We start from the raw sequence: 26,366 nt of genomic DNA on the forward strand, positions 1-26,366 counted from the left end.
TTACGCGATGATTAGGGCTTTGAACAAACTTACTGGGCTAGGCATGCCTGTAACTTACCGTGTAGTTTGATATTTAGACGATTATGAGGGGCTTTGTTCGCTGAATCGATTTAGGAAACAAAGCCATGGAGTGATTCTCAAGCTTCTCGATTGGTCGAATCACTAATAATACAGTGCCCAATACCTGTTATCTATTTGAATCAAGAGAGTGATGAACGATTATCTGTAATTGATGGTAACCAGCGTCTTACAACACTGAGGAAATATTTGAAAAATGAGTTCCCACTAAAAGGACTCACCGCTTACCCTGAATTAGAAGGCAGTAGATTTCATGAATTAGATCCTAGATTTCAAAGGCATATACAAAATAGAACTCTCAGGTGTATTGTAATTCTTAAAGATACACACCCTCAAGTAAAATTTGATGTTTTTGAGAGACTAAACTCTGGAGCAACCAAGCTTACACCACAAGAGCTAAGACATGGGCTTTATTATGGCGATTTGATGGCGTTAGCTACCCGTGCAGTTAAAGAATCTAATTTTCTATCTGCACTTGAAATAAAAAATGACAAGCGTATGAAAGCTGAAGAACTTGTTCTAAGATTTTGGGCTTTAAGTGAGAGTCATGATAAATATAAAAAACCACTTGCAACATTTATAAACGACTACTCTGACAAAAATAGGAATTTGCCACAAAAAAGAAAAGACGAACTTTTAAAAAACTTTACCCGTATATTGACTATGGCTAAAGATACTTTTGAAGAGCTTACGTTTAAGGTTTTTAATTCAGAACTTAAGGTTGAGAGCACTTTTAACTCAGCACTTTACGATGCAATAATGGTAGGTTTTTATAAAATTGATAAAGAAGGTGTAGAACTAAAAGCTACAGGAGATAAAGCAAAAAAACTATTAGGTACACTAATTGAAACAGACGATAAATTTAGACGCTCTATAAGTATAGCAACGAGTGATGAAGCGCAGGTTAGATACAGAGCTGAAGTCATTAGAAAAACATTTCGAGCTTGAGGCAAGTCATGGCGTATAAAAAAAGCCAAGCACGTAAAACGCTACAAATTGATCTAAATGAAATATTGTTCAAGGTTAAATTAGTGGAAAATCGAAATGTTGACCCGAATATAAAAGAATATGTTTTAGCTGCATCTGTATTCTTGGCTCATGCAATACTTGAAAATTACATATCAGATATTTTTTCAAGATTTGCAAATGGAATACATTCATTATCACTAAAAGGGGAAGAACTTCCTGAAAATCTACGTGCTCATCTTTTCTTGAAAAATATCGATAAATCAAAGATGTATGCTGTGGATGTTGGTATTTGCAGTGAAAGGGATGCTTTCTCTGCTTTATCTAAAGCTTTAAATGGATACGCTGGTAAAATAATTGATAATTCTAAAACTATATACAAAATAAAAGGGGAGGATATATATACAAATTACAAATATCCGTCAAAAAATAATTTAATAAGAATATTTGAGCGCATAGGTATTAGTAATATTTTTAATGTTCTTAGTGCTCGCATGAATAGAGATTCAGTAGCTACATTACAATCACTAGGTAGTTTAAGGACTCAACTTGCTCACACTGGGCAAATTCCAGGAATCTCACCTCGTGATATAAAGAACAGGTTATCAGAATTAGAGGATTTTGTAAGTGCTATTGACCGAACAATTTATAAAGAAATGGTTTCCAAATACGGTCAGAATACATGGTATAGCCATGTAGCATAAATAGAATGGCATATATCGAGGTACCCATTGTTAAATTTTACAATGTTGATGGCTCTTGGTATTAACAGCTTACGCCGAAGTTACAGAATACACATCCCCTCGGAGTTGCCGCAGGGCATTTGCGGTCTTTGCGTGAGCGAGGCATGGATAATGGAATGGACCCATCCACTTTAAATCGGCCTCGCAATGGGCCACGATGTAGTCGCTAAAACTCATCAGAGTAGTTAACGAGCCACCCATTGTTAAATTTGCAAAGTGTATTCTTGTAAAAAGGCATACAGACTACTAGATGGGTTGGCGGGATTAAGCATTGGCATGGAAGTGACCGTTGACGGCATGGATGCCGTCGTCGAGCCCTCATGGATGAGTTCACGGCGTGTCACTGGAATGACTGTGCTTAATTATCAGCGTTGTATTGGTTAAGTGTTTAAATGACTCAAACAAAAAAGGCGCCTAAGCGCCTTTTCTACTCTTGGGGGAAGGCAAACCACCCAAAACCTCTGATTTGATTAAACAATCAAATCATACTCTTCCCGTAGGATCTTAATAATATCTGCCTTTGGATTGGCTGGCAGCGGAATTGCTGCGCCAGTCACCTTCTCGGCGATGCCAGTGTAAGTGCGCGACACTTGCATCATCGCCTCTAATGGCAGGGCATTATCACGGGCGAGGGCTTCGCGCTCTGGCATTCTGTCCTTGTTGAGCAGAATATCCGGATCGGGGAAATGATTTAACAGGAACTGACGGAAACCTTCCTTAGAGTTTTCAAGGATTTTACCATCGCGGTAGGCGGCTCCGTCCCAAATGCGGGATGAATCGGGGGTGCCCACTTCATCCATATAGATCAGTTTTGAGTTGCCGTTTTTATCGGTCACATAACCAAACTCGAACTTGGTATCCACAAATACTTGGTCAAGGTCGGCCAGAGCTTTAGCTATCACCTTAAAGCCATCTTTTAACAGCTTCTCGTACAGGTCGATATCTTCTATCTTTTCAAAACCAAAGGCTTGGTAGTTGGCTTCGATATCGCTGCGGCTGATGTTAACGTCATCCTGCGCGGGCACACCGGGGATCCCAGTTAAAATACCTTTGGTCGAAGGGGTGATCAGTAACTCTGGCAGTTTTTGATCTTTCTCTAAGCCTTCAGGCAGGGTGATACCGCAGAATACGCGCTCGCCCTTAGAGTAGGCGCGCCACATGGAGCCAGTAATGTATTGGCGGCAAATGGCTTCGACTTTAATTGGGCGGGCTTTTTGAACTATCCAAACGAAGGGATGCGGGATATCTAAAATGTGGCTGTCGGCTAAACCGTTTTCGGCAAATAACTTAAACCAATGATTAGAAATGGCATTTAATGCCGCGCCTTTACCTGGAATGCCTTTTAAACCACCTTCACCGTGGAAGATACAGTCGAAGGCGGAGATGCGATCGCTAATCACCATAATGGCAAGCGGCGTATCTTCGGGCACATTGTAGCCCTTGGTTTTGATTAAACGGCGGCTGTCGGCGTCGGTTAGCCAGTAAACGCTACGTACCTTGCCGCTATGGACTGATTTGTCGGTGCGGATGGGTAAATCGTTGTTCACGGCTAATACGGAATCAGCAAGACTCATGACGAGTATTCCTTTGGATAGAGAGTGTAGGGACGAGTTTTTTATGTATTGCGGTGTGCTTAAGCGTGAGATGCTTAGCCACCTTTTTATTATTAACCAATAGCTTATTGCTGAGTTTGCGTAAAGCCTTGGTGAAGGTTAAGCGTAAAGCGAATAGTGGATTTTCGGGCGTTGAGGACAATAAAGGGGGACGAGATTCGGGGTAAAAATGAAACGCAGAGCAAGGTTGGCGCCAGAGTAATACTGGTCTGCTCAAGCGGGGAAACCCCGTGCCATTTTGCTCGAAAAGGCTAACCATTAATCCCAGAGAACCTTGTTAGACAGCCGCGAAAAGTGGCGCCATTTTACCTTTATTCGCAAAATTTTCCACGGCTATTTATGCGCATCTGTGCGGCGTGTCGGCACAAAGTGAAGGCTAGTAAAGGTAAAAGCTGAAAATGCCTAAAGCGGGAGCGTCGCTCGCAAGCGTTTGAAGCTAGCTTGTGGGGCTAGGTTGTTGAGCATAAGTGCTAAGCCTATATTCGGTTTATGCCAATTTAGCCATGTAGTGAGTGGCGTTAATCGGGTTATTATCTGCGGCTATAGTGCATCAGCTTGAGGCGCCGCTTCTCGCTTTAACAGCTATTTGTTGTAGATTCAAAAAGACAATTTGCCCATCAGGACGTGCCTAAGCCGTGATGGAGAATATGGAGCGAGTATGACGACAGATGCAAAAATGCCAATGATGGCGCGCGTAGCCTCACAGGGGCGGTATTTTTTCTCGCAGCAATTTATCGCCCTAGCCGAGAGCCAAAGCCAGTGGCAAGACCTTGAGTTTGAAGAATGCGAGTTCCACGATTGCCAATTTAGCGACAGCACATTCCGTAACTGCAAGTTTATCGATTGCCGTTTTGTCGGCTGTAATTTAAGCCTGCTCAAGGTGCCCTTAAGCCAATTTAACGGTGTGAGTTTTGAAGAATGTAAGCTGGTGGGCATAGATTGGACCCGTGCTGCTTGGCCTAGATTATCCTTTGCGGCACCTTTTAGCTTTAGAACCTGCATCTTAAACGACTGCTCTTTTATGGGCCTTAAGCTCGATGAAATGGTACTTGAGGGCTGTAAGGCGCAGGATGTGGATTTCCGTGAGGGTAAGTTTAATCGCGCCAACTTTAGTTACAGCGATTTTCGCCATAGCTTATTCGGCCGCACCGAGTTGATGGAGGCAGATTTCTCCGAGGCGACCGATTACGATATCGATATTTTTAATAATAAAATTAAAGGTGCCAAGTTTAGTCGCGATGAAGCGATTCGGCTGTTAAATGGCTTAGTTACCTTGGTGGATTGACCTTATACCAACCTCATACTGACCTCATATCAGCACCTGTTCGCGCTAATCGGTGCTGGTATTTTATCCTTTTAAATTAACGGGTTTATTGTGACAGCGATATCGCGGTATCACTTTTAAACTTATTGTTTTTAAAATTGCTTTTAGGTTTTTTGATAACTTTTTATTGTAGTGCGTATTGTAAAAATACCTCAAGCGTACGCATCGATATGGCCAATCAACACTATTGATCTTATTCACGAATTTTTAGAACAATTTTAACTTTTAGTTGCCACAGATCACACTCAACTTGCCTATGTGGTTTACCACAATATCCGCCTACTCCTTAAGGGATAACAATCACTCCGGAACAGCAAAATGCCAGCGTTTCTTAAGGCATTGGCATTAATAACTAAAAACCTGTGAGCAAATTTAGTGTTTCACCGCAGTGGTGACCCAAAGCCTAAGTTTGCGTGTGCCAATTGGCGCATAAGGGTGGATGAGTGTGATGGAGGTAACCATGATTGAGCTTAATAGGCGAACCTTTTTAAAGGGCGCAGGGGCCAGCGGTGCAACATGTGCATTAGCTAGCCTGTTGCCGGGCAGCTTAGCGGCATTAGAGAGCAAGCAGCTTAAGGGCATGGGCAAAGAAATTGCCAGTATCTGTGAGATGTGCTCGACCCGCTGCCCGATTTCAGCGCGGGTGATTGAAGGTAAAAACGTCTTTATCAGCGGTAATAAGGCGGCTAAATCCTTTGGCGGAAAAGTCTGTGCCCGCGGCGGTGCTGGTCATAGTTTGCTGTACGATCCACAGCGGATTGTTAAACCGCTAAAACGGGTGGGCGAGCGTGGCGAGGGTAAATGGGCTGAAATCAGTTGGGATGAAGCCTATCAACTGATTGCCGATAATCTCACTAAAATCAAGCAAGCTCACGGCCCAGAGGCGGTAGCGTTTTCCTCTAAATCTGGCTCGCAAGAAAAACACTTATTCCACCTCGCCACGGCGTTTGGTAGCCCAAATACCTTTACCCATGCCTCTACTTGCCCCGGCGGTTATGAAATTGCTGCTATGGCCATGTTTGGCACTAAGGTGAAACGCGATTTAAGTAACTCAAAATACATCATTAACTTCGGCCATAACCTGTACGAAGGTATCAACATGTCCGAAACCCGCGGCATGATGGCGGCGCAAATGGATAAAGGCGCCAAGCTGGTGGTGTTCGAGCCAAGATTCTCTGTGGTTGCCGATAAAGCCGATGAATGGTATGCGATTCGTCCTGGTACCGACGTCGCGGTCGCTTTAGCGTTATGTCATGTCTTGATTGAAGAAAACCTCTATGACAAAGCCTTTGTTGAGCGTTATGTCGAAGGCTTTGACACCTTTGCCGCTGAAGTAAAAGCCTATACCCCTGAGTGGGCCGAAACGATCTCCGATGTGCCCGCCAAAGATATTCGCCGTATTGCCCGTGAATATGCGGCTAAAGCGCCCCATGCTGTAGTGGATTTTGGTCACAGAGCCACCTTTACCACCGAAGAGTTTGAAATGCGCCGCGCGCTTTACGCTGCCAACATCTTGATTGGTAACATCGAACGTAAGGGCGGTATTTATCTTGGTCAAAAGCCTGGCGATTATAACAAGCTCGCCGGTGAAAATGTGGCCCCCGTGCTGGGTAAGCCCGGCGTAAAAGATATGCCAAAGCCTGCGGCAAAACGTATCGACCAAGTGGAAGAACAGTACGCCATGATGTGGTCTGCGGGCGGGATTTATCAAACCGTCCTCGATGCGACCTTAAGCGCGGTGCCTTATCAGTTACATGGCTGGGTGATGTCCCGTACTAACCCAATGCAAACCATGACCGACAGAGCGCGAGTGGTCGAAGCCTTGAAAAAGCTCGACTTTGTTGCCGTGTGCGATGTGTATATCAGTGAAACCGCGGCCTATGCCGATGTGATTTTACCTGAGTCTACCTACCTTGAGCGTGATGAGGAAATCGCTGACAAGTCCGGTAAAAACCCTGCCTACTATGTGCGCCAACGGGTGGTTGAAACCCTAGGTGATACTCGTCCGTCATGGCAAATCTTTAAGGATATTGGCCACAAACTGGGGCTGAGTGAATTCTATCCATGGGAAAACATGGAGACCCTGCAACTGTTGCAGGTAAACCGCGACACAGAGCTGCTGCGCCGGATCAAAGACGAAGGTTTTGTCAGCTTCGGTAAGCCGATTATGTTGCGTGAACCTAAAATGGTCGCCGAATTTACCAAGGCCTATGCCAATGCCAAACCTGCGGATGAAGACGGCACCTACGGCAGTTTACTCAGCTTTAAAACCCCAAGCGGCAAGATTGAATTGACCTCCGCCAAGGTTGAAGCCATGGCGCCAGGACGCGGCGTCATTAAATTCCGCGAAGTGCAGCTTAAAAAGCCAAATGAACTCTACTTTATCCAAGGTAAGGTGGCGGTGCATACCAATGGCGCGACCCACAATGTGCCCATGCTGGCAAATTTGATGTCGGATAACGCTGTATGGGTTCACCCAGATACCGCGAGCAAATTAGGTATCAGCAATGGCGACCCTATCCGCTTAACCAGCAGCGTAGGTACAGAGGAAGGTCATGCGTTAGTCACCCCGGGCATTCGCCCCGATACCGTGTTTGCTTATATGGGCTTTGGTTCTAAAAACAAAGAGTTGGTTAGAGCGACAGGCAAAGGTATCCACTGCGGAAACTTACTGCCCCACGTTACCGCACCTGTGTGTGGCATGACGGTACACACCACTGGCGTCACGCTGGCAAAACGCTAATTGGAGGCTCAAATGACGAAAAGATATGTGATGGTGCACGATGAGAACAAGTGCATCGGCTGCCAAGCCTGTAACGTGGCTTGCCGCAGTGAAAACGGTGTTCCAGAAGGGGTGACCCGTTTGCAGGTGAGAGTCGAAGGACCCTATGGCGAAATGCCCCATCTGCACTTTAAGTACCACAGGGTGTCTTGCCAGCAGTGTGAAGATGCGCCTTGTGTGAAGGTGTGTCCAACGGGCGCGGCCTATGTGGGCGAAGATGGCATTGTCTCCATCCACGGCGACAAGTGTGTGGGTTGTATGTACTGCGTGGCGGCGTGTCCCTACAAAGTGCGTTTTATGAATCCCGAAACCAAAGTGGCTGACAAGTGTAACTTCTGTAAGGACACGCGTTTGGCCCGGGGTGAAGAGCCTGCCTGTGTGACTGTGTGCCCGACCGATGCTTTGGTGTTTGGCGATGCTAACGATCCACAAAGTGAAGTGGCCACACTGCTCAACACTAAGATCACTTACCAAGATAAGACCCATTTAGGCACTAAACCTAGGGTATATCGCGTTCCTACCAAAAGAGGGGGGATTTGATTATGAACAATACTTGGGGCGATATGGCGCAATATGATCCCGTCACTTGGCACTGGGTCATCGCCGTGTATCTATTTATGGCGGGTTTATCCGCCGGAAGTTTGCTGATTGGTATCGGTTTGCGTTGGTTCAATCAAGAACAAACACAAGTTGAGAGCAATATCCTCAAGGCCGCAGCAATTATTGGCCCTGTGGCAATCAGCTTAGGCTTGGCTTGTTTAGTGTTTGATTTAACTAAGCCTTTCCACTTCTGGTTGATTTTAATTAACTACAACTTCCAATCCGTTATGGCGATTGGGGTATTAGCGCTGCTGGCTTACTCACCCTTGGCATTTGCCTACGCGATTTTAGTACTGCGTGACGATTTGCCAAAGTGGGGCTTAGGTTTCTTAGTGCCTATCGCTAAGCTGCTGATGCCCTTTAGAAAGCTGATTGAAGTGCTGTTGTTTGTCCTCGCCATTGGTGTGGGCGCTTACACAGGCTTCTTAATCTCGGCGATGAATGCCTATCCAATGCTAAACACTGCGGTATTGCCTGCACTGTTCTTGGTATCTGGTTTATCAGCGGGTGCGGCGGCCAATGCGGTGCTGGCGCTGGTGATGTTCAAAACCGATAGCCACGACAAGACCTTAGCCAAAATGCATGGCTTAGAGCTGCCAGTGATGGCAATCGAAATCATGTTCCTGTTTATGTTGTTCTGTGCCTTGTACTTTAAGGGCGGAGCGGCGGCTGCGGCGCTGGCATCACTCACCTCTGGCGTGTGGGCAAGCGTATTCTGGATTGGTGTCGTCGGGATTGGCTTTGGTGTGCCATTGCTGTTTATGCTGCTTCCCGCAGCGACTCGCCACACTAAGGGCGCAATGATTATGGTGGCCTGTGCCAGCTTAACTGGCGTGCTCGCCCTGAGACACTTTATTGTGTATGCAGGCCAAAGTTACTTAAGCTAACGTATTGATGCTAGCGCACTAAGCATCACTTAAATGCGATTAAGTGATGCTCGAATGGATGACAACTCGTATCCACAGCAACAAAAAGCACCGTTAAACGGTGCTTTTTTTATGGCTGCGATTGGCATGAGGTTATTGCGGTAATAACTCAATCACTGATTTGACCGTGAGCACTAAGGCGCTGATAGCGCAGAGGGCTAAGGTCGCCATCTTGGTCTTATGTTTATCCACATTTCCCACCAGTTTGCCCGCCACGAGATAGCCTAAAAAGACCGAGGGCAATAGCATTAGCGACAGCCAAAAGTGCTTGATTTCGAGTAGGCCCGTCACCCCAAGAATCGCCAAGGCAATGGTCGAACTAAAGATAAAGAAGGCCGATAACGCCGCGCGAAACTGCGAAGCATCCTTACCCGCCAATAAAATCGCCATCGGAGGGCCACCAATGGCGGCGATATTGCCAAAGATCCCCGAGACGACTCCCGCGCCAAACAGAGTCGCTTTGTTCACCGGCAGACTGAATTTATACAAACTGAGCACCACGGCGACTGCCACAATGGCTGCAATCGCCAGACCAAGAATCGGCTGCGGCGCAAACAGTAATAGGCTAGCACCGATAAAGCCACCGGGCACTCGACCGATGAGCGCGTATTGCAAGCCATTGAATTCTAAATGGCCGCGTTCACGCAATAGGGTGAGTAGCGCGATGGAAAATCCCATCACAATCACGGGGGCAGGCACTAATTGGGGATCGACGATATACAGCAACGGACTGGCGACCACGGCTAAGCCAAACCCAATCAGACTCTGGGTGAGGGCACCTAAAAACACAATCACAGACGCGATGGCAAGCGTTTGTGGATCGATCAAGGAGAACATAGGATTCCATCAAAACAAAATAGGGATCGTTACTTTAACCCACCACGCCGGATGAGCATTAACGATCCCTAATAATTAGTTACGGCAGGATTATGGACGCTTAAGCGTTATTCCATGTCTTCCCACTCGATCCCCATTTCGTCCATCAACCGCTTTGCTTCAGCGGGGATGCTGTCTGGGCACTCTTTCGACAGATCGGCATCATCAGGCAGAGGCTGGCCGGTGTAGGCATGCAAAAATGCTTCGCACAACAGTTCGCTATTCGTTGCGTGGCGCAGGTTGTTGACCTGACGACGCGTACGTTCATCCGTGAGGACTTTTAGCACTTTGAGCGGAATAGACACAGTAATTTTCTTTACTTGTTCATTCTTCTTGCCATGTTCAGCATAGGGGCTGATGTATTCCCCATTCCATTCAGTCATTGACTCACCTGTTATAACGCTAAATTCGGGGCAGATTTTAAACCCTTACAGATTACAGTCAAATTATTGCTACTATTTCTTAGCGATTGCAAACAGATTTCTTTATGTTTAGACGTCTAAACGTCTTAACGCCTATTGACGATACCACTGGGCTTAGGTACATTTAGACGTCCAGACATCTCTTTGCGAACTTAGGAGTTCCCGATGACCGCAGGCAAATTAGTGACCGAGCGTCAATTAGCCACATTGGCAGTGCGTCAGGGTATCGAAAGCGATACTCAATATGGCGCCGTGGTGCCGCCAATTTACCTGTCGACGAATTACGCCTTCGATGGTCATAAAAATCCTCGCGAATTTGACTACAGCCGTTCCGGCAATCCTACCCGCAGCATCTTAGGCGATGCCTTAGCTAAGCTGGAAAAGGGCGCAACCGGTGTAGTGACTTGTACTGGCATGGCAGCCATTACCTTAGTGACCACTTTACTGGGCCCAGATGATTTACTGGTGGTGCCCCACGATTGTTACGGTGGCTCTTACCGTTTATTTACTAATTTGGCGAAAAAAGGCCAATTTAAACTGCTGGTGGTCGATCAAACCGACAGCCAAGCACTTGCGCAAGCGATTGCCCAGCAGCCTAAAATGGTGTGGATTGAAACCCCGTCCAACCCATTACTGCGGGTGGTTGATATCGAAGCTATTGCCAAGGCAGGTCATGGTGTGGGCGCGTTAGTGATAGTGGACAACACTTTCCTGTCGCCGATTTTGCAGCAACCGCTATTGCTCGGCGCCGATATCGTTATCCACTCCACCACTAAGTACATTAATGGCCATAGTGATGTGGTGGGCGGCGCGGTGATCGCCAAAGACCCTCAACTCGGTGAGACCTTACATTGGTGGTCGAACACCTTAGGTTTAACCGGTTCTGCCTTTGACAGTTATCAAACCCTGCGTGGCCTGCGTACTTTAGCTGTGCGCATTCGTGAGCACCAACGCAATGCCGAGCGTATTGTGGAGTTACTGAGTAACAGCCCAGTCGTGAGTAAAGTGTATTACCCAGGTCTTGCGGATCATCCCGGTCATGCCATTGCCGCCAAGCAACAAAAAGGTTTTGGCGCTATGCTGAGTTTTGAGCTTAAGGGCGGCGAGGCCGAAGTGGTCGCCTTTTTAGATGCGTTAAGTTTATTCAGCGTGGCTGAGAGTTTAGGCGGCGTCGAGAGTTTAGTGGCCGTGCCTGCGACCATGACCCACAGAGCGATGGAGCCGCAGGCGCGTTTTGAAGCTGGTATTAAAGACACCCTATTACGTTTGTCGGTTGGTATTGAAGATGCCGACGACTTAGTTGCAGATATTCAAGCAGGATTGGCCGCCGTAGCGGCTTGTCAGTAGAGGAATAATAGATGGCACGTTGTCACTTACATAAATTTGGTGGTTCCAGCTTAGCCGATGCCGATTGTTACCGCCGAGTCGCCCATATTCTGTTAACCCATGGCCACAGTGATGATCTGGTGGTGGTGTCTGCCGCGGGTAAAACCACTAACTTTTTATATAAATTATTGTCCCTGCGCGATAGCAACCAATTATGGCAGGAAGAGTTACAAGTCCTTATCAGCTATCAGCAGGGCTTGATTGAGCAGCTGTTATCTAACGAGCAGGCGCGGGATTTACGTGAGCGTTTAACGACGGATAAAGCCCAGTTAATCAGTCTATTATCTTTAGATTCCCGTAACGATTACCAAATTAGTCATGTGGTGAGTTTTGGTGAGCGTTGGTCAGCGCGTCTGATGGCAGCGCTGCTGCGTGAATCTGGCGTGGCCGCAAGTCATGTGGATGCCTGCTCGATTTTAGTGGCAGATGAGGCCGCTGTGCCGCAAATCCGTGTGCAAGAATCCCGCGCCAAAGTGCAAGCCTTACTGGCCGCGCATCCTAACGAGCGTTTAGTGATCACCGGTTTTATCTGCGCCAACGAGCGTGGCGATACCTTGTTATTGGGTCGCAATGGCTCTGACTTTAGCGCCAGCTTAATTGCCAGCCTTGCCGATATTGAGCGCGTGACCATTTGGACCGACGTTGAAGGGGTATTTAACGCCGATCCCAATAAGATCAACGATGCCAAGTTACTGAAAAGCATGTCACTTGCTGAAGCGGACCGCTTGGCGCGTTTAGGCTCACCCGTGTTGCATTCACGTACTTTGCAGCCGCTGTTTAACACTGAGGTGAGCCTAGCTGTGCGTTCAAGCTACGCCTCCCATACCGACTTTACCCTGATTGCGCCGCACAGTTCCTCAGCGAGTGCGCCCGTGGTGACCAATCTAAATGCCGTGGTGTTATTTGGCTTTAAGATCGCGGGTGATGTCGCCAGTCTGCTCGAGCAATTGGTGGAGGCGGGATTAACACCACTGGCACATTGGGTATCGGCGCATCAACGGCTTGAGCTTGCCTATACCGCTGAAAACCAAAAACAAGTACAAAAATTATTGGATGCGCAGGCCGAAGCCCTCGGCATTAAAGATCTGCAAATTAATACCGAACTCGGCTTAGTGGCACTCGTGAGTGCCGATGCCGAGCATTATCGCCGCAGCTTTGCCCGTTTACTGAGCCGCGATGCTAAGCCCTTGTTCAGTGGTGACTTAAGTTTGGTGACCTTAGTGCCACAGTCGCAGGTTAATCTGCTGACACAAAAAGTGCATCGCCGCTGTGCTGGCCCGCGTAAACGCATTGGCGTATTGCTGCTGGGTGTGGGCAATATTGGCGAGGCGTGGGTGAAGCTGTTTAAGTCAGTTTCTCCCTCGTTAAATCAAGAGCTTGAAGCGCAAGTCGAGTTAGTCGGTCTGGTTACTTCCAGTAAAGCCCTGATTAAGTCTACGGGGGTGGATCTGGAAAGCTGGCAGCAGGAATTTGATACTGAAGCGACTCCTTGGCAGTACGAGCATCTATTTGAACAATTAGAACAACTTAACTGCGACGAACTGATTGCATTAGATATCAGCGCCAGCGCCAGTTTAACCCTGCAATACCCAGAGTTTTTCGAGCGCGGCATCCATATGGTCAGCGCAAACAAACTCGCGGGTTCTGGCCCACTGCCTTTTTATCGCGAGCTTAAAGAACAACTCGGTTATCGCCGTTTATTCTGGCGCTATAACGCCAGCTGCGGCGCGGGTTTACCTATTCAGCACGCCTTAAACGATCTGCGTAACAGTGGCGATAGCGTTGAAGCCGTGGGTGGGATTTTCTCTGGCACCCTGTGTTGGTTATTTGAGAAATACGATACCAGTAAACCCTTCTCGGAATTAGTGATTGAAGCACGTGGTTTAGGGATTACCGAACCCGATCCTCGGGACGATCTTTCTGGCCGCGATATGCAGCGCAAGTTGCTGATTTTAGCCCGTGAAATCGGTCTGGAAATCGAGCTTGAAGATATTGAGCTGCGCTCCCTAGTGCCTGCCCATTTAGCGGATATTCCGTTGGAGCAATTCCTTGCCCGTATCGGTGAGCTAGATGATGAATTATTGCAGCAATATGGCGCAGCAGCGGAACAAAACAAAGTGCTGAGATATGTCGCCTCCTTGGATAATAGCGGCGCAGTCCTTAAAGCCGAGGTGGGATTACAGTGGATTGATGCGAGCCACCCCTACGCCAACCTCACGCCCGGTGACAATGTGTTTGTGATCCGCTCAGCTTTCTATCAAGGTAATCCTTTGATTATCCGTGGGCCGGGTGCTGGCCGTGAGGTAACAGCGGCGGCGGTGCAATCGGATCTGACGCAGATCTGTCGCGATCTACTGCAAGAATAGATTTAAATTCAAAAGCTTAAAGGACTCATTTGAGTCCTTTTTTATTGGCGAAGATAAGGACTAAAATCAAGGTGATCAACGAGGGATAAGAAAATGCCAAAAAGGGGGATTTTTTGGCTTGACTTAACAGCCAGTTTCTCTAGTATATGGACATATAGACGTCCAAACGTCCATATGGATTAAACTACTGCATTAATAGTCGTACCAGTCGCGATAAGTGTCGCACTCGGGCGGTTGAGGAAATACACATGGCTTTTCATCACGCACAACATTCACATTCGCTAAACCAAAGTTTGTCTGAACTTAATGGCGATATTAATGTTTCTTTTGAGTTTTTCCCGCCATCAACCCCCGAAATGGAACAGATCCTGTGGAACTCTATCCGCCGTTTAGAGCCGCTGAATCCTAAATTTGTCTCAGTAACCTATGGGGCAAACTCGGGTGTGCGTGACCGTACCCACGGCGTAATTGAACGTATTCAACAAGAAACCAACCTAGTTGCTGCGCCGCACTTAACCTTAGTGGATGCCAGTGATGAAGAGCTGTTAGATCTGGCAAAGCATTACTGGAAATCGGGTATTCGCGACATAGTGGCGCTGCGTGGTGACTTACCTGCGGGCAGCCCAAAACCGACTCGCTTTGCGGTGGATTTAGTGCGCCTGCTGCGCTCAGTGGCCGACTTTGATATTTCGGTCGCGGCTTATCCAGAAGTGCACCCAGATGCGGCTAACGCTCAGGCCGATTTGATTAACCTTAAGCGTAAAATCGATGCCGGTGCGAGCCGTGCTATTACCCAGTTTTTCTTCGATGTGGAATCTTACCTGCGTTTCCGTGACCGCTGCGTTGCGGCAGGGATTGATGTCGAAATCGTACCCGGTATTTTACCCGTGACTAACTTTACCCAGTTAAAGCGTTTTGCGGGCATGACCAATGTGAGCTTGCCAAGCTGGTTACATAAGCAGTTCGATGGCCTTGAAAATGATGCCGGAACCCGTCAGCTGGTGGGCGCAAACGTGGCGATTGATATGGTGAAAGTGTTGTCCCGCGAAGGGGTGAAGGATTTCCACTTTTACACCTTAAACCGTGCGGAATTGACCTATGCGATTTGCCATACCTTAGGGGTGCGCCCAAAGGCGCTATAACGTTAACAGCATAAAAAAACGCCGCTATTTAGCGGCGTTTTGTTTTGCTTGAATCCTAAATCCTAAATCCTAAATCCTAAATCCTAAACTGAGCGAGGAGTGTGGTTAAGCGCATCGACAGTTGTGCTAATTCGTCTCCCGCCCGCGCAGTTTGCACGGCACTCTCGGTGGCATTGGTCGTAATATCATTAATATTATTGACGTTTTTATTGATTTCCGCCGACACAGCACATTGCTCGTTGGCGGCGCTGGCGATTTGAATGTTCATTTGGTTAATGGTGGACACGGCTTGGGTAATGGCTTCGAGCGCTTCCCCCGCCTCGTGCACCAACGAAACACAGTTTTGCGTGGTGGCGGTACTGGTATTCATGGTGCTGACGGTCGATTTGGCACTCTGTTGCAAGGCTTCAATCATCTGCTGAATTTCGCTGGTTGAAGCTTGAGTACGGCTGGCGAGCGTACGCACTTCATCTGCCACCACCGCAAAACCACGGCCTTGTTCACCCGCACGGGCAGCCTCAATGGCGGCATTGAGGGCGAGCAAATTGGTTTGATCGGCAATATTACGGATAACGACTAATACCGAGTCAATCTGCGCGGTATTACGCTCAAGTTCGTTGATGGCCGTGGCGGCATGGGCTATTTCATCCGCCAGCAGACTAATGGTCGAAATGACCTTTTCAACCAGCAACTTGCCATGCTCAGTTGACTCGCTGGCGTGGGTTGCTGCGTCGGCGGCATCAGTCGCATTGTGGGCAACTTCTTGTACTGTTGCCGCCATTTCATTCATGGCGGTGGCGACTTGTTCGGTCTCGAGGTGTTGCCGTTTTGCCATTTGCTGAGTTTCATTTGTAATAGCAGACATTTCTTCGGCCGATGTCGCCAGTAAGCTAGTAGAGTCAGAGACTTGAGCAACAGTCGCGTGGATTTTCTCAGCAAAGCGGTTAAAGGCGAGTGCAAGCTGCGCAATTTCGTCTTTACTCTTCACTTCAATCCGGCGGGTTAAATCGCCTTCACCTTCGGCAATGTCATTGAGCGCATTGGTTGTTTCGGCAATTTGGCGGGTAATGCTCTTGGCGATAAACCAGGCAATCGCGGTGCCAATTAGGAAGGCGATAAAGCCTATCAGGATGAGTTTAAAGCGAATATCGGACATCGCTTGTTCGGAGTGGCTTCTGTCCAGTGCAATATCCAGCACACCAAAGGTTTTGCCCGAGTAGTCTTTCATCCCATGACGATACAGGGCGTAACTCTTGCCGTCTAAATCGATGGTGCGAATCACTTCAGTACCTTGCATTACCTTGTTGAGTTCGCTGGAGGCGCTGGTGTCGGTGGTAAAGGTGCCACCAAAGGGGACAAAGTTGCCATCCTTAGGCAGCAAAAGAGTTATCTCTGCTTGGTAGGCATTTTTAAAATTGTCGAAGAAGGGCTGTCCAAATGACATACCAAACTCCACCGAGCCCGTATGTTGTCCTTGGTAATTCATCGGCACGAGGCCGCGGATACCTAAGCCTTCAACCCCGTATTCTAAACCGCTGAGGGGTTGCTTTTGGGTGTTGGTTTCGACAATGGTTTTACGGATTGCGGTGAGGTCATCACCAAATTTTTCAGGGCGATGCAGGCGTAAAAACGAGGTCGCGGGTGGGGTGTGAAACTGAAATTGCTGCACGGCAAAATCTTGTTTAAGGCGCGTAAATAGCGGTTGGGTGCGTTGAAGTAGTGCTTCACGGTCGCGCTCGGCAAAGTTACTTTGGATCTCAGGTGTGAGTGAAATTAAGGTTGCCATCGCCTGTGCTCTTTGTCCCGATGAGACGATATTTGCTACCGCGGTTTCGTATAACTTATGTAATTCCCGTTGTTCAGACTCCCTTATTTGGCGACTGAATTCTGATAGGACCAGCGGCATGATAAAGCTCATCACCGCAAATAGCAGTAGGCTGATGCCTAACACTATCCGAGTGCTAATGTTTAAATTCTTCACAGTAAACCTCCCAGTATTCGTATGCCTGTCTAAATATCTTTTTGAATATTATAGAGATACTGCTTTTTATATTTGCGAGCGGGTGAACCTTTTTCAGTTGTTTTTCGGCTTTTTGCGGATTTCGTGGCAGCGTGCACAGATCTTTTATAGGCATAAATATTTACTTAGCCTGCTAACTAAGTATAATGCTTAGCAGGCTAAGTAAATGAGTAAGCATCATGTATAAAGAACTCGAGCGCTTAAAGGAGTTATCCCTCGCGGAACATTTAGGTCGCCTGCACCGCTTATGGCGTACCGTGGCGGATGTGGAATTAGCACCACTTGGGTTAACCCATCCTCGTTGGACCGCGTTGTGGAAGTTATTGCGTCTAGGTGACAACGTGAGCCAAAAGGTGTTGGCGGATGCGCTGGAAATTGAATTGGCTTCTTTGATGCGTACCTTAGGGCAACTTGAGGAGCAAGGTTTAGTCGAGCGTCATTGCTGCACTAAAGATAAGCGCGCCCGAATCGTGTCGCTAACACCCGCCGGTAAAGACGTATTAAAGCAAGTAGAAGCGCGGATTATCCATGTGCGCGGTGAATTATTAGCGGGCATTAGCGCCACTGAGCTTGGCGAGTTTGAACGCATCATTAGCCTAATTAGTGAAAACGCCTTAGCCAAGTTGGCTAAGAGCACAGATATTCTTGAGTGAGAAATAAGATGACACCGGATCAACAATTTGCCCGTCTTGTCAAAATCGCCATGCTCGGTTTTGTGGCCGTGTTTGGCTATTTTATGTTTGCCGACACTATGATGCCATTAACCCCACAGGCTATGGCAACCCGTGTAGTGACTAAGGTGACTCCACAGATCAGCGGCAAGATTCAAACGATTAATGTGAAAAATAACCAAGTGGTCGCCAAAGGCGATTTACTGTTTCAAGTCGACCCTGCGCCCTTTGAGTTGGCTGTGTCACATGCCAAATTGGCCCTAGAACAAGTGCGTCAGGATAATGCCGAACTTGATGCTGCACTCTTAGCCGCTAAAGCAGAAGTGAATGCGAGTGTGACGACTGCACAACAAAAACGCCGCGAGGCCAAACGTTTAGATGCACTTTATGCGACCCATGGCGTTTCGCAGCAGTTGCGTGATCAAGCCGATAGTGATGCGGACGCCGCCGAGGCGAATGTGTTAGCCGCTAATGCTCGCCTCGATAAACTCAAAGTGAGCCGTGGTCTCTATGGCGAAGATAACCTTAGAGTTCGCCAAGCGATGAATGCGTTAGAGCAAGCTGAGCTGAATCTGTCTTACACCCAAATCCGTGCCGACCAAAATGGAGTGGTGACCAACCTGCAACTTGAAGTGGGCAGTTTTGCCGCTGTGGGCCAACCACTACTCGCCTTAGTCTCTGATAAATTGGATATTATTGCCGATTTTCGCGAAAAAACCTTACGAGGTGTGAATGCTGCTTATCCCGCATTAATTGCCTTTGACGGTGAGCCTGGTCGTTTGTATCACGCCCAAGTGAGCAGTGTCGATGCAGGGGTGAGTGCGGGGCAGTTTGATGCCAATGGTCGTTTAGCCGCGCCGCAGGAGTCAGACCGTTGGGTGCGTGATGCGCAGCGCTTAAGACTGCATTTAGTCTTAGATGACAGTGTGTCAGACAACAGTGCAATGAATAACCTACCCGCAGGGGCGCGCGCCACAGTGCAATTGCTGCCCGACAATACGCTATTTAGCCTGCTAGCCAAGGTGCAGATTAAGGTCATTAGCCTGCTCCATTACATCTATTAATATCAAGGCAATTTGCATGTTGTTACGCCACAGCCCATTAACCGCCAATGATTTACGCCAGTGCTTGCGCATTGCCACTGGCGGTACCATTGGTTTTACCCTGTGTAAGCTCTTTGGTTGGAGTAATGGGGTGTTTTTTACCGTAACCCCAATGTTATTACTGGGTTTAGTCCCTGTGATAAGTGGCCATGCGGTAAGGCAATTATTGGCATCATCTGCCATTGCGGGGCTTGAAGTCGGCCTGCTCGGAGGCTTCTTCGGTAGCCACCCAGACTTGATGACACCGATTGTCTTCCTGCTGTTTTTGTATCGTTTTGCGGCGATGTCCCGCGGTAGCCTGTTTCTGTTTGGTGCCAATGGCGTGCTGAGTTTAAGCATTATGCTGCACTTTGCCAGCTATCCGGGCACAGATCTGAATGATCTGATTTTTAGTAACTTTTGGGCGACAGGGCTATCAGTCATCATCGCCTATTTAATGACTGCACTTTGGCCGGATGTTGAACCTCGCGCCGCCTATCAACCCGGCCCTAAGGCGCCGCACCGTATGCGCCATGAGGCGTTGCTCGGTGCCAGCATTGCCACGCTCTCTTTCTTAGTGTTTCAGATTTTCGATCTGCGTGATTCGATGTCGGCGCAGGCAACCACCTTGCTACTTTTATTTCCCATGCATTGGAACGGGGCGTTGGATTATGCCCGTAAACGTGCCATTGGTACCTTGCTTGGGGTGTCTTTTGGGGTGATGGTGCAACTCTTTCTCTACGATTGGTCAGGATTGTTGATCCTGATTGTGCCGCTGCTGTGGCTTGGCCTTATGTTGTTTGCACAGGCCCATGTGAAGGAGGCGAGCGGCTCGGGTGTGGGATTTGGTGCTATGACGACGTTAGGGATTTTATTTGGCCAATACTTAACCCCAGGTAACGACTTAATTTTTAGTGCACTGTATCGGGTGAGCAGCATTTTTGTGGCGATAGTGGCGACGTTATTCCTCTGTTATCTGCTGCATAAGTTATTGAATAGCTTTGAAGCGACTCGATTTGGTTACTAAAAGGTTAATATTAGATTTTTTTAATGCTTGTTCCGCTTCCGTGCAAGGAGTATGGTGTTTTGATGCGTTTAGTGTGGGCTAAACGTAGAACGCACCACTCAATTATCTCTTTTTTAGCGACCTTGGTTTAGCCGTTAACGCAGTTTTTCAAGCGTTTTCGTGTGACTCAAGGTTTGTTCAAGGATAGAAAATGAATAATAAAATTAAAACATTAGCCAAAGGCATCGCGCTCATTAGCGGCTGTGTCTTGACCTCTGTCGCTATGGCGAATACCAGCGCTCTCCCGCCAGCGGGACAAATCTGCGTGACCTGCCACGGCGTCGAAGGTGAGGGCATTGAGCCACTTGGCCCTCGTTTGGCTGGACTCTCGAAAGAATATCTCACCACCCAATTACAGCATTTTCAGGCAGGTGTGCGCCAAAACGCGACCATGATGCCGATGGCGATGACCCTGCAAGGTGATGGCATTGAGCAAGTGGCGAGTTATTTCTCCGCCAAATCCCCTAAGGTAGAAATTAAGCCTGTGCTTAGGGGCGAACAAATCACCTTTAGCGATGATACCGCGCGCTTAGCCTATCAAGGTGATTGGTCTCGCGGCTTACCTGCCTGTGTCACATGCCATGGCCCCTCGGGTTTAGGTGGCGGGCTGTTCCCGCGTTTAGCGGGTCAGCAGGCCAGCTATATCAAGACGCAACTGTTGGCGTGGCAAGCTGGCACACGTAAGGGAGATGTGGACGGCATGATGGCCAATGTGGCTAACAAGCTGACCGCCGCAGAGGTGGATGCCTTAGCGAACTACTTTGCGAATTTGAAATAAGGAGCCGGCCATGAAATCTTCTGCCATCTTACTATTGGCCGCAATGGGCGTGCTGACAGCTCAGGTACAAGCGGCGCAAGAATTACCTGATAAACAAGCGCCATTGCCCTCAGTCCCTAAAAATCCTGATCAAACCTATCTTACGCCTAGACCCTTAAGCGCGATTCCCGAAGGTGCCTTCGGCGATAAAGTACGCTTGGGTTATCAGTTATTTGTGAATACCCAGCAGCTGAGAGATAAGTATGTGGGTAACGAGCTTAACTGCGTTAACTGCCATATGGATGCGGGCCGTAAGGCGAATGCATCACCGGTGTGGGGCGCCTATTTTGCCTATCCCGCGTATCGTAAAAAAGACGATAAAGTAAATACCTTTCAAGAGCGGATACAAGGCTGTTTTAACTATTCCATGAATGGTAAAGCCCCCGCTGCGGGCAGCCCCGAACTGGTTGCGCTATCGGCCTATGCCTACTGGTTAGGGATGAGTGGTTTAATGGATGCGGCGAACCTCGATGGTCCAGTGCCAGAACTTAGCGATGCCGAATTGGTAAAAGGCGCCAAACGTGAGGATTTCCCACTGCCAGACGCCCTAGCCAAAGCCATGACAGTGGAGCAACGCGCAAATCTACCCGGCCGTGGCTATCCTGAGATCCCAAAACCTGAACTTGCGTTCTCACCCGAGCGCGGCAAAGCCGTATATACCGCCCACTGCCAAGCGTGCCATGGCGCGGATGGTCAAGGCCAAGCGATTGCCGGTGTTTACTCTCTGCCACCATTATGGGGCCCAATGAGTTACAACTGGGGTGCTGGCATGCACAGGGTGAATACGGCCGCATTCTTCATTTATGAAAACATGCCTTTCGGTAAGAGTATGCAGTTGACTAACCAACAGGCATGGGACGTTGCCGCTTATATCAACTCCCATGAACGGCCACAGGACCCACGCAATAAGGGCGATGTGAAACAAGCGCAGGAAAAATACCATAATGACAATGACTACTACGGTGTCGACGTCGATGGCAAAGTGCTCGGCACCACCTCTTATCCGGTGTTTCCGAAAAAGTCGTAGTTGAGTCGCTTTGATTGACTGTTCTCGCGGTGAAATGAAGCGAGTCAGTGGATTAGACAGAAAAGCCAGCAAGCATTTAGCTTTGCTGGATTTTTTATTGGTCAATTGTACCGAGTCATTTGGGATTTTTGTTGCAGGGATCTTCGTGTTTTTACAGGGACAACCTATAGGAGAGTCATGGCATTCGCTCGTCGACTCGCAGCGAGTCCATCCGTGGATGCTCGACCGCCCCGTCCTTGGGGCGGACGGTCGTCTCGCTAATCACCATGACTCGCCTTTCGGACATCAGTGTGGTCTGTTGATTTCAAAACCAATCTCGAATACATGAAACGTATCGAGGGAGTTGAACCCTCTCTACGTTTTCTAAGGAGCTGATTTACGGTGGTTTTTGGTCAAAGGAAACAAAGTATTGTTACACCTTACTGTATTTTGCTGTTTATAGAAATAATCAGCTAAGCATTTGTGAATTATCTCCTTCTAATTGAAAAAGCATCTTGAGGGGCTGAAGTCTATAGTGCTAACTTACTGACATAGCTGATGTATTTATCCTAATTATTAAATCCATCAATATTTACATGATCATTCTATGTAGTACTCGATCAAACTGATTTGGAGACACTATGAGCAATCGACCAGCTATCCCTAGTGAGATAAAAAGATCTGTCCGACAACGCTGTGGATTTGGGTGTGTTATCTGTGGATTTCCTCTATATGAATACGAACACATGGAGGAATGGGCTATCGTACAGAGGCATAAAGAGGATGAGATTACTCTTTTATGCAGAATGCACCATGGGATGAAAACAGATGGCCTGATTCCCATTGAAGATGTAAAGAAGGCAAATCTCGACCCTTACAATAAAAGGGTTGGTGTGTCTAAAAATGTTCTTATGAGTTATTCCGGTGCTGACGTTTCTTTTTACTTAGGTAGTAGTTGCTTTAAATACCATGGACTGACCGAAGGTTCATTCTTCGCTCCATTAGTAGTTGATGGCTTAGTAATGGTTGGTTTTAGAGTTGAGCAAGATAAATTACTTCTTAACTTTTTAGCTTTTGATGAAACTAACAACCTGATTCTTCAAATTGCTGACAATGAGCTTATATGTGAAACAAATCAATGGGATATAGAATGGGTCGCTCAAACCTTAACTATCCGAGAAGGTAAAAGGAAAATACTCATACAGCTCAAATTTGAACCACCAGGAATTATTCGATTAGCTAAAGGTCGAGTTCTTCGTAATGGGATTGAACTGGTTGTTGGCGAAACTTACTTGTTTAATACTAACAATCGAAACTTTTTTAGCTCCATCAATACAATAAATTGCGGTGTTGGTTTTGCAATTGGAGATCCTATGCCTAATTGTGGTGCTGCGATTGTTGTGAGTGGAATCAATCGATATCAATTTGATCGTACAAGTGCTCGAAAATTCTTGAGAGATGCATTAAACAAGCACCGCTTGAAAAATACTCAAGACGTATAGCGTTAAGGTTCGTGAACAAATAAGTATTTAGCATATATGAATCCGTGAATACATTTTCCATAACGCAGGAATGCGGCTTACTGAGCTAAATGAATACACCAAATATGATTTTAGTTAGATACCACTTGATGAATACGGTCAATTAAAGGGCAATAAAAACCTAGGTGTTTATTTGCACGCTTAATCGATATGAGTGCCTTGATGATGGAATTATTATTCCAACGTTAATGCAAAAAACCATTATTATTTCTGCGTTATCACTCCGATGCCATAAGGATTACCGTGCCTAAACACTTACCAGAACTTCAGTTCGATGTGGCGCAGCAGTGCCCTTTATGCCAAGGGGCGAATCAGTGTGCTATGACTCTTGGTGCAGATATCAGTAACTGTTGGTGCACTAAGCAGGCGTTTCCGAAGTTGACTCAATTGCTATCTGGCGATTTTGCGGTAGGTTTATCGACAGGCGATACAGCGGGGCTGAGTGCTGATAAGTTAGCGCAACTATTAACGCAACCTGCGACGGCTTGTATTTGTGAGACTTGTTTAAGCCGGATAAAGCGAGTGTTAACTACTTCTGCTTCAGAAGATAAAAACAGCCCATCGGGATTAGGCGATGGGCTGGGATATGAGGTGAAGTAACCGATTAAGACTTATCGGTGAAATAGTCTATACGCACAGTGGTTTGTGCTGGCACGGGCTTGCCATGTTCAAACTTCGGGGCATAGCGCCATTCTTCGATCATTTTCAGTGTGGATTTTTCAAATAGCACACCGCCTTTGGATTCGAGCACTTCAGGATTTTTCACAAATCCCATCTCATCAACAGTGAAGTTAAGGGTCACATAGCCACTTTTACGTTGTATGAGGTAGGACTTAGGGTATTTGGGCACCGTGCGAAACAGTGGTTGTTGCTCCTGCATGTCCGCCCAAGGGCGCATTTTGCCGATGGCGATACAGTGGGCGGTGGACTCGTCACGCTTTCCTTGGCGCTCATACAGTTCGACTAAATAAGCGTGGGCGCTTAAGGCATAGGGATGGCTAAAGTTAAGGGCGTCAAACTGCTTAACCACTTCTAAAAGCAACGGAATCGCCTTGTCATCATGCTTTTCGGCATATTCAACGGCACCGACGACATAGGTGGCTTTGACTCTGTCGAGGGCATTTTCGGGCAGGATTTCTTTGTAAGTTTCATAGGCCTCGAAGGCATAGTCTCTTACCTTAGCAGTGTACAATTCTGTGTTGCTGAGGCGAGCAAAGGCTGCCATTTTTATATTCGCCAACAGCTTTTTATTTGCATTTTTTTCAGCAATTTCAATAGCATCTTCAAAAAATCCTTTCGCCACAGTCAGCTTAGGTGAGGTTTCCGCTGCGCCGAGTAGCGGGTCGATAAGCTCAGCGGCATGCTCGCCGTAATGCTTTTTATAATTGCTTAATGCGAGTTGATATAACTCATTCGCCTTAGCTGTTTTTGGCAAATTCTTTTCTTCAAATGGGTAAGGGGCGACTTGCTTCTCTATCGCACCAGCCCAGTTCATGGCGAGGTTAGCTAAGTCGACACTGTCCTTGGCATATTGAGCTTCGCCCAATTCGAAGGCCCTTTTGGCACTGGCTTCTATTTGGTCGTTATCACCTTGTTTGAGTGCGGCTTGGTAGTCACTGTAGGCTTGGGGAAAGCTGTTTTCCGAGGCGGTTAAAGGTAACGAAGTACTTAAGGCTAAAGCAAATAGACTGGCTAAGGGTAATATTTTTCCGTCTAACATCTTGTATATCCTTATGTTTAGTTTCTTCGGATAGTACAAATGTTTCACTCTTGATACAAGTTTGTTTTCGGCAGTTGGTCGCTGGGGGGACGCTAAGAAGGTAAGCCTTTGCCTACCTTCTTACTTTGCCGATGGGCTTGGCACCCTTTAGGCAGAGACTTATTTAGTCACAAACTGCAAACCAAATTGGCCTAACTCACCGTAGTGGAATTGGCAGGTTTGATTGAGTGGCAAATCTAATACCCCCGCATAGGAGCCAGTAATCACATATTGTCCTCGGGTTAAGCCAATCCCTTGGGCGGATAAAAAGTTGACTAACCAGTAGAGTCCGGCCTTAGCGAAACCATTTGGATGAACAGCGGCTTTTTGCAGTGTTTCGCTCTGTTGCTGCTCGTTATGAGCAATTTCAACACTCAGGGCGAAATGGCCTGTTTCTATCTTGGCTGGTGCAAGTAGTTCTGGCCCTAACCATAGACCTTGATTGACTAAGCCATCGGCGAGGGCGTCGAAGTGATTGGCTTCGCTTGGGTTTTGGTAGCGACTTTTGATAAGTTCTAAGGCGAGGCGGGTTTTACCTAGGGCGGCGTCGATTTCTGCCTCAGAATAGGGCGTAGCTCGTGGCGGTAAATCGTTGCCGATTTCAAAGGCGAGCTCAGGCTCGACACGGGCTAGCCCTTTGCTTGAAGGATAAAGCGGGCACTCGGCGGTTTGCAGATACACATCATGTTGATAGATGGGCGCCACTACGGTTTTTTCTGCCGTTGGGAGCAGGCACTTCCACCCCGCAATCGGGTTGCCTTGGGCGCTAAATTGCTGCGCAATCGCTTGTTGAATGGCAAAGGCGTGGGAGAAATCCTTGGGCCTTAACGCTTCTTGCAACAGGTCGCCCGCTTCACCTTTAGCGCGGCGCTGCGCGAGTTCTTGTGCTGCTGCGTTAATGGACTCAAGCTGTGCTTTCGTGTCTATTGGTGACATTTTTTATCCTAACTGACTTATTTTTAAAGACTTATACAGAGTGGCTTATGCCGCAATAAATGTGCACATAAGGTATCAATTGACTCTGTAAATCCAATCTGGGCCAAAAGAGAAATTGCGCTCAATATACCTTTTTGTGTCGGTAAAGGCTTGATAAAACTTATCTTCAAATGCTGAGCATTTATCGCTTAGCAAGATTGATTGAGTGTCAGCTTAACTATCCAAACAGGCGGATAAGTTAATC

The 26,366-nt window shown here is 47.4% G+C and carries 22 protein-coding genes and 1 pseudogene; 17 read left to right on the forward strand and 6 right to left on the reverse strand.

From position 1 onward, the window contains the following. Positions 1-138: 138 nt before the first annotated feature. Together IEY09_RS00005 and IEY09_RS00010 are read left to right on the forward strand one after the other, a co-directional pair. Positions 139-1,026 (forward strand): annotated as a pseudogene (locus tag IEY09_RS00005) (GmrSD restriction endonuclease domain-containing protein); the annotation flags it as partial. Positions 1,027-1,034: 8 nt separating this feature from the next. Next, positions 1,035-1,748, forward strand: a complete 714-nt coding sequence (locus IEY09_RS00010) for a HEPN domain-containing protein (RefSeq protein ID WP_144376289.1) — start codon at positions 1,035-1,037, stop codon at positions 1,746-1,748. Positions 1,749-2,257: 509 nt separating this feature from the next. On the opposite strand, the gene IEY09_RS00015 is transcribed toward IEY09_RS00010, so the two are convergent. Then, positions 2,258-3,361 (reverse strand): phosphoribosylaminoimidazolesuccinocarboxamide synthase, encoded by a 1,104-nt coding sequence (locus tag IEY09_RS00015; protein WP_144376288.1) that lies wholly within the window; start codon positions 3,359-3,361, stop codon positions 2,258-2,260. A gap of 697 nt (positions 3,362-4,058) precedes the next feature. Between IEY09_RS00015 and IEY09_RS00020 the strand changes: the two genes are divergently transcribed. The 4 genes from IEY09_RS00020 to nrfD all read left to right on the forward strand — a co-directional run bounded on the left by IEY09_RS00020 (position 4,059) and on the right by nrfD (position 8,993). Then, entirely contained in the window at positions 4,059-4,685 is a 627-nt protein-coding gene (locus tag IEY09_RS00020; protein ID WP_188869324.1) for a pentapeptide repeat-containing protein, read from the forward strand. A 499-nt stretch (positions 4,686-5,184) separates the two neighbouring features. Then, positions 5,185-7,467: a thiosulfate reductase PhsA gene (gene phsA / locus IEY09_RS00025; RefSeq protein WP_169548794.1), complete on the forward strand. Its 2,283-nt coding sequence runs from the start codon at positions 5,185-5,187 to the stop codon at positions 7,465-7,467. A gap of 12 nt (positions 7,468-7,479) precedes the next feature. Then, positions 7,480-8,046: a 4Fe-4S dicluster domain-containing protein gene (locus IEY09_RS00030; RefSeq protein WP_047536322.1), complete on the forward strand. Its 567-nt coding sequence runs from the start codon at positions 7,480-7,482 to the stop codon at positions 8,044-8,046. Positions 8,047-8,048: 2 nt separating this feature from the next. Further along, the gene (gene nrfD, locus IEY09_RS00035) at positions 8,049-8,993 is read left to right on the forward strand and encodes an NrfD/PsrC family molybdoenzyme membrane anchor subunit (protein WP_188869326.1); all 945 of its coding nucleotides are present in this window, start codon (positions 8,049-8,051) and stop codon (positions 8,991-8,993) included. A gap of 132 nt (positions 8,994-9,125) precedes the next feature. On the opposite strand, the gene IEY09_RS00040 is transcribed toward nrfD, so the two are convergent. Next, a complete protein-coding gene (locus tag IEY09_RS00040; RefSeq protein ID WP_037430669.1) occupies positions 9,126-9,869 on the reverse strand; it encodes a sulfite exporter TauE/SafE family protein in 744 nt (247 codons plus the stop codon). A 107-nt stretch (positions 9,870-9,976) separates the two neighbouring features. After that, entirely contained in the window at positions 9,977-10,291 is a 315-nt protein-coding gene (gene metJ / locus IEY09_RS00045) for a met regulon transcriptional regulator MetJ (RefSeq protein ID WP_011073770.1), read from the reverse strand. Between the two features lie 222 nt (positions 10,292-10,513). Here metJ and metB point away from each other — a divergent pair, with 222 nt between their 5' ends. The 3 genes from metB to metF all read left to right on the forward strand — a co-directional run bounded on the left by metB (position 10,514) and on the right by metF (position 15,224). Next, positions 10,514-11,677, forward strand: a complete 1,164-nt coding sequence (metB, locus tag IEY09_RS00050; RefSeq protein ID WP_188869576.1) for a cystathionine gamma-synthase — start codon at positions 10,514-10,516, stop codon at positions 11,675-11,677. A gap of 11 nt (positions 11,678-11,688) precedes the next feature. Continuing rightward, the gene (locus tag IEY09_RS00055; RefSeq protein WP_188869328.1) at positions 11,689-14,082 is read left to right on the forward strand and encodes a bifunctional aspartate kinase/homoserine dehydrogenase II; all 2,394 of its coding nucleotides are present in this window, start codon (positions 11,689-11,691) and stop codon (positions 14,080-14,082) included. Between the two features lie 248 nt (positions 14,083-14,330). Next, entirely contained in the window at positions 14,331-15,224 is an 894-nt protein-coding gene (gene metF / locus IEY09_RS00060; protein ID WP_047536327.1) for a methylenetetrahydrofolate reductase, read from the forward strand. 76 nt (positions 15,225-15,300) lie between these two features. On the opposite strand, the gene IEY09_RS00065 is transcribed toward metF, so the two are convergent. After that, positions 15,301-17,205: a methyl-accepting chemotaxis protein gene (locus IEY09_RS00065; protein ID WP_188869330.1), complete on the reverse strand. Its 1,905-nt coding sequence runs from the start codon at positions 17,203-17,205 to the stop codon at positions 15,301-15,303. A 218-nt stretch (positions 17,206-17,423) separates the two neighbouring features. On the opposite strand from IEY09_RS00065, the gene slyA reads away from it, so the two are divergent. The 8 genes from slyA (at position 17,424) to IEY09_RS00105 (ending at position 24,027) form a co-directional block, all read left to right on the forward strand. Then, complete coding sequence (gene slyA, locus IEY09_RS00070; RefSeq protein WP_037422531.1) at positions 17,424-17,897, forward strand: transcriptional regulator SlyA; 474 nt, start codon at positions 17,424-17,426, stop codon at positions 17,895-17,897. 8 nt (positions 17,898-17,905) lie between these two features. Continuing rightward, positions 17,906-18,979: an HlyD family secretion protein gene (locus tag IEY09_RS00075; protein ID WP_047536330.1), complete on the forward strand. Its 1,074-nt coding sequence runs from the start codon at positions 17,906-17,908 to the stop codon at positions 18,977-18,979. 16 nt (positions 18,980-18,995) lie between these two features. Further along, positions 18,996-20,024, forward strand: a complete 1,029-nt coding sequence (locus IEY09_RS00080; protein WP_047536332.1) for a DUF2955 domain-containing protein — start codon at positions 18,996-18,998, stop codon at positions 20,022-20,024. A 190-nt stretch (positions 20,025-20,214) separates the two neighbouring features. After that, positions 20,215-20,841 carry a c-type cytochrome gene (locus tag IEY09_RS00085; RefSeq protein WP_047536334.1) on the forward strand — a complete coding sequence of 209 codons (627 nt, stop codon included), beginning with the start codon at positions 20,215-20,217 and terminating at the stop codon, positions 20,839-20,841. 10 nt (positions 20,842-20,851) lie between these two features. Then, positions 20,852-21,907, forward strand: a complete 1,056-nt coding sequence (locus IEY09_RS00090; protein WP_047536336.1) for a c-type cytochrome — start codon at positions 20,852-20,854, stop codon at positions 21,905-21,907. A gap of 10 nt (positions 21,908-21,917) precedes the next feature. After that, positions 21,918-22,235, forward strand: a complete 318-nt coding sequence (locus IEY09_RS00095) for a hypothetical protein (RefSeq protein ID WP_173944664.1) — start codon at positions 21,918-21,920, stop codon at positions 22,233-22,235. Between the two features lie 292 nt (positions 22,236-22,527). Then, on the forward strand, positions 22,528-23,388 hold the full coding sequence (locus tag IEY09_RS00100) for a hypothetical protein (protein ID WP_047536338.1): 861 nt from the start codon (positions 22,528-22,530) through the stop codon (positions 23,386-23,388). Positions 23,389-23,670: 282 nt separating this feature from the next. Then, a complete protein-coding gene (locus tag IEY09_RS00105; protein WP_052183987.1) occupies positions 23,671-24,027 on the forward strand; it encodes a cysteine-rich CWC family protein in 357 nt (118 codons plus the stop codon). Between the two features lie 4 nt (positions 24,028-24,031). Here the strand turns inward: IEY09_RS00105 and IEY09_RS00110 are convergent, their stop codons facing one another. Together IEY09_RS00110 and IEY09_RS00115 are read right to left on the reverse strand one after the other, a co-directional pair. Next, positions 24,032-25,147 carry an energy transducer TonB gene (locus IEY09_RS00110; RefSeq protein ID WP_047536341.1) on the reverse strand — a complete coding sequence of 372 codons (1,116 nt, stop codon included), beginning with the start codon at positions 25,145-25,147 and terminating at the stop codon, positions 24,032-24,034. Positions 25,148-25,306: 159 nt separating this feature from the next. Beyond that, positions 25,307-26,122, reverse strand: a complete 816-nt coding sequence (locus IEY09_RS00115) for a hydratase (RefSeq protein WP_188869332.1) — start codon at positions 26,120-26,122, stop codon at positions 25,307-25,309. Between the last annotated feature and the right edge of the window lie 244 nt (positions 26,123-26,366).

Source organism: Shewanella xiamenensis (assembly GCF_014647135.1).
Lineage (GTDB): Bacteria > Pseudomonadota > Gammaproteobacteria > Enterobacterales > Shewanellaceae > Shewanella > Shewanella xiamenensis.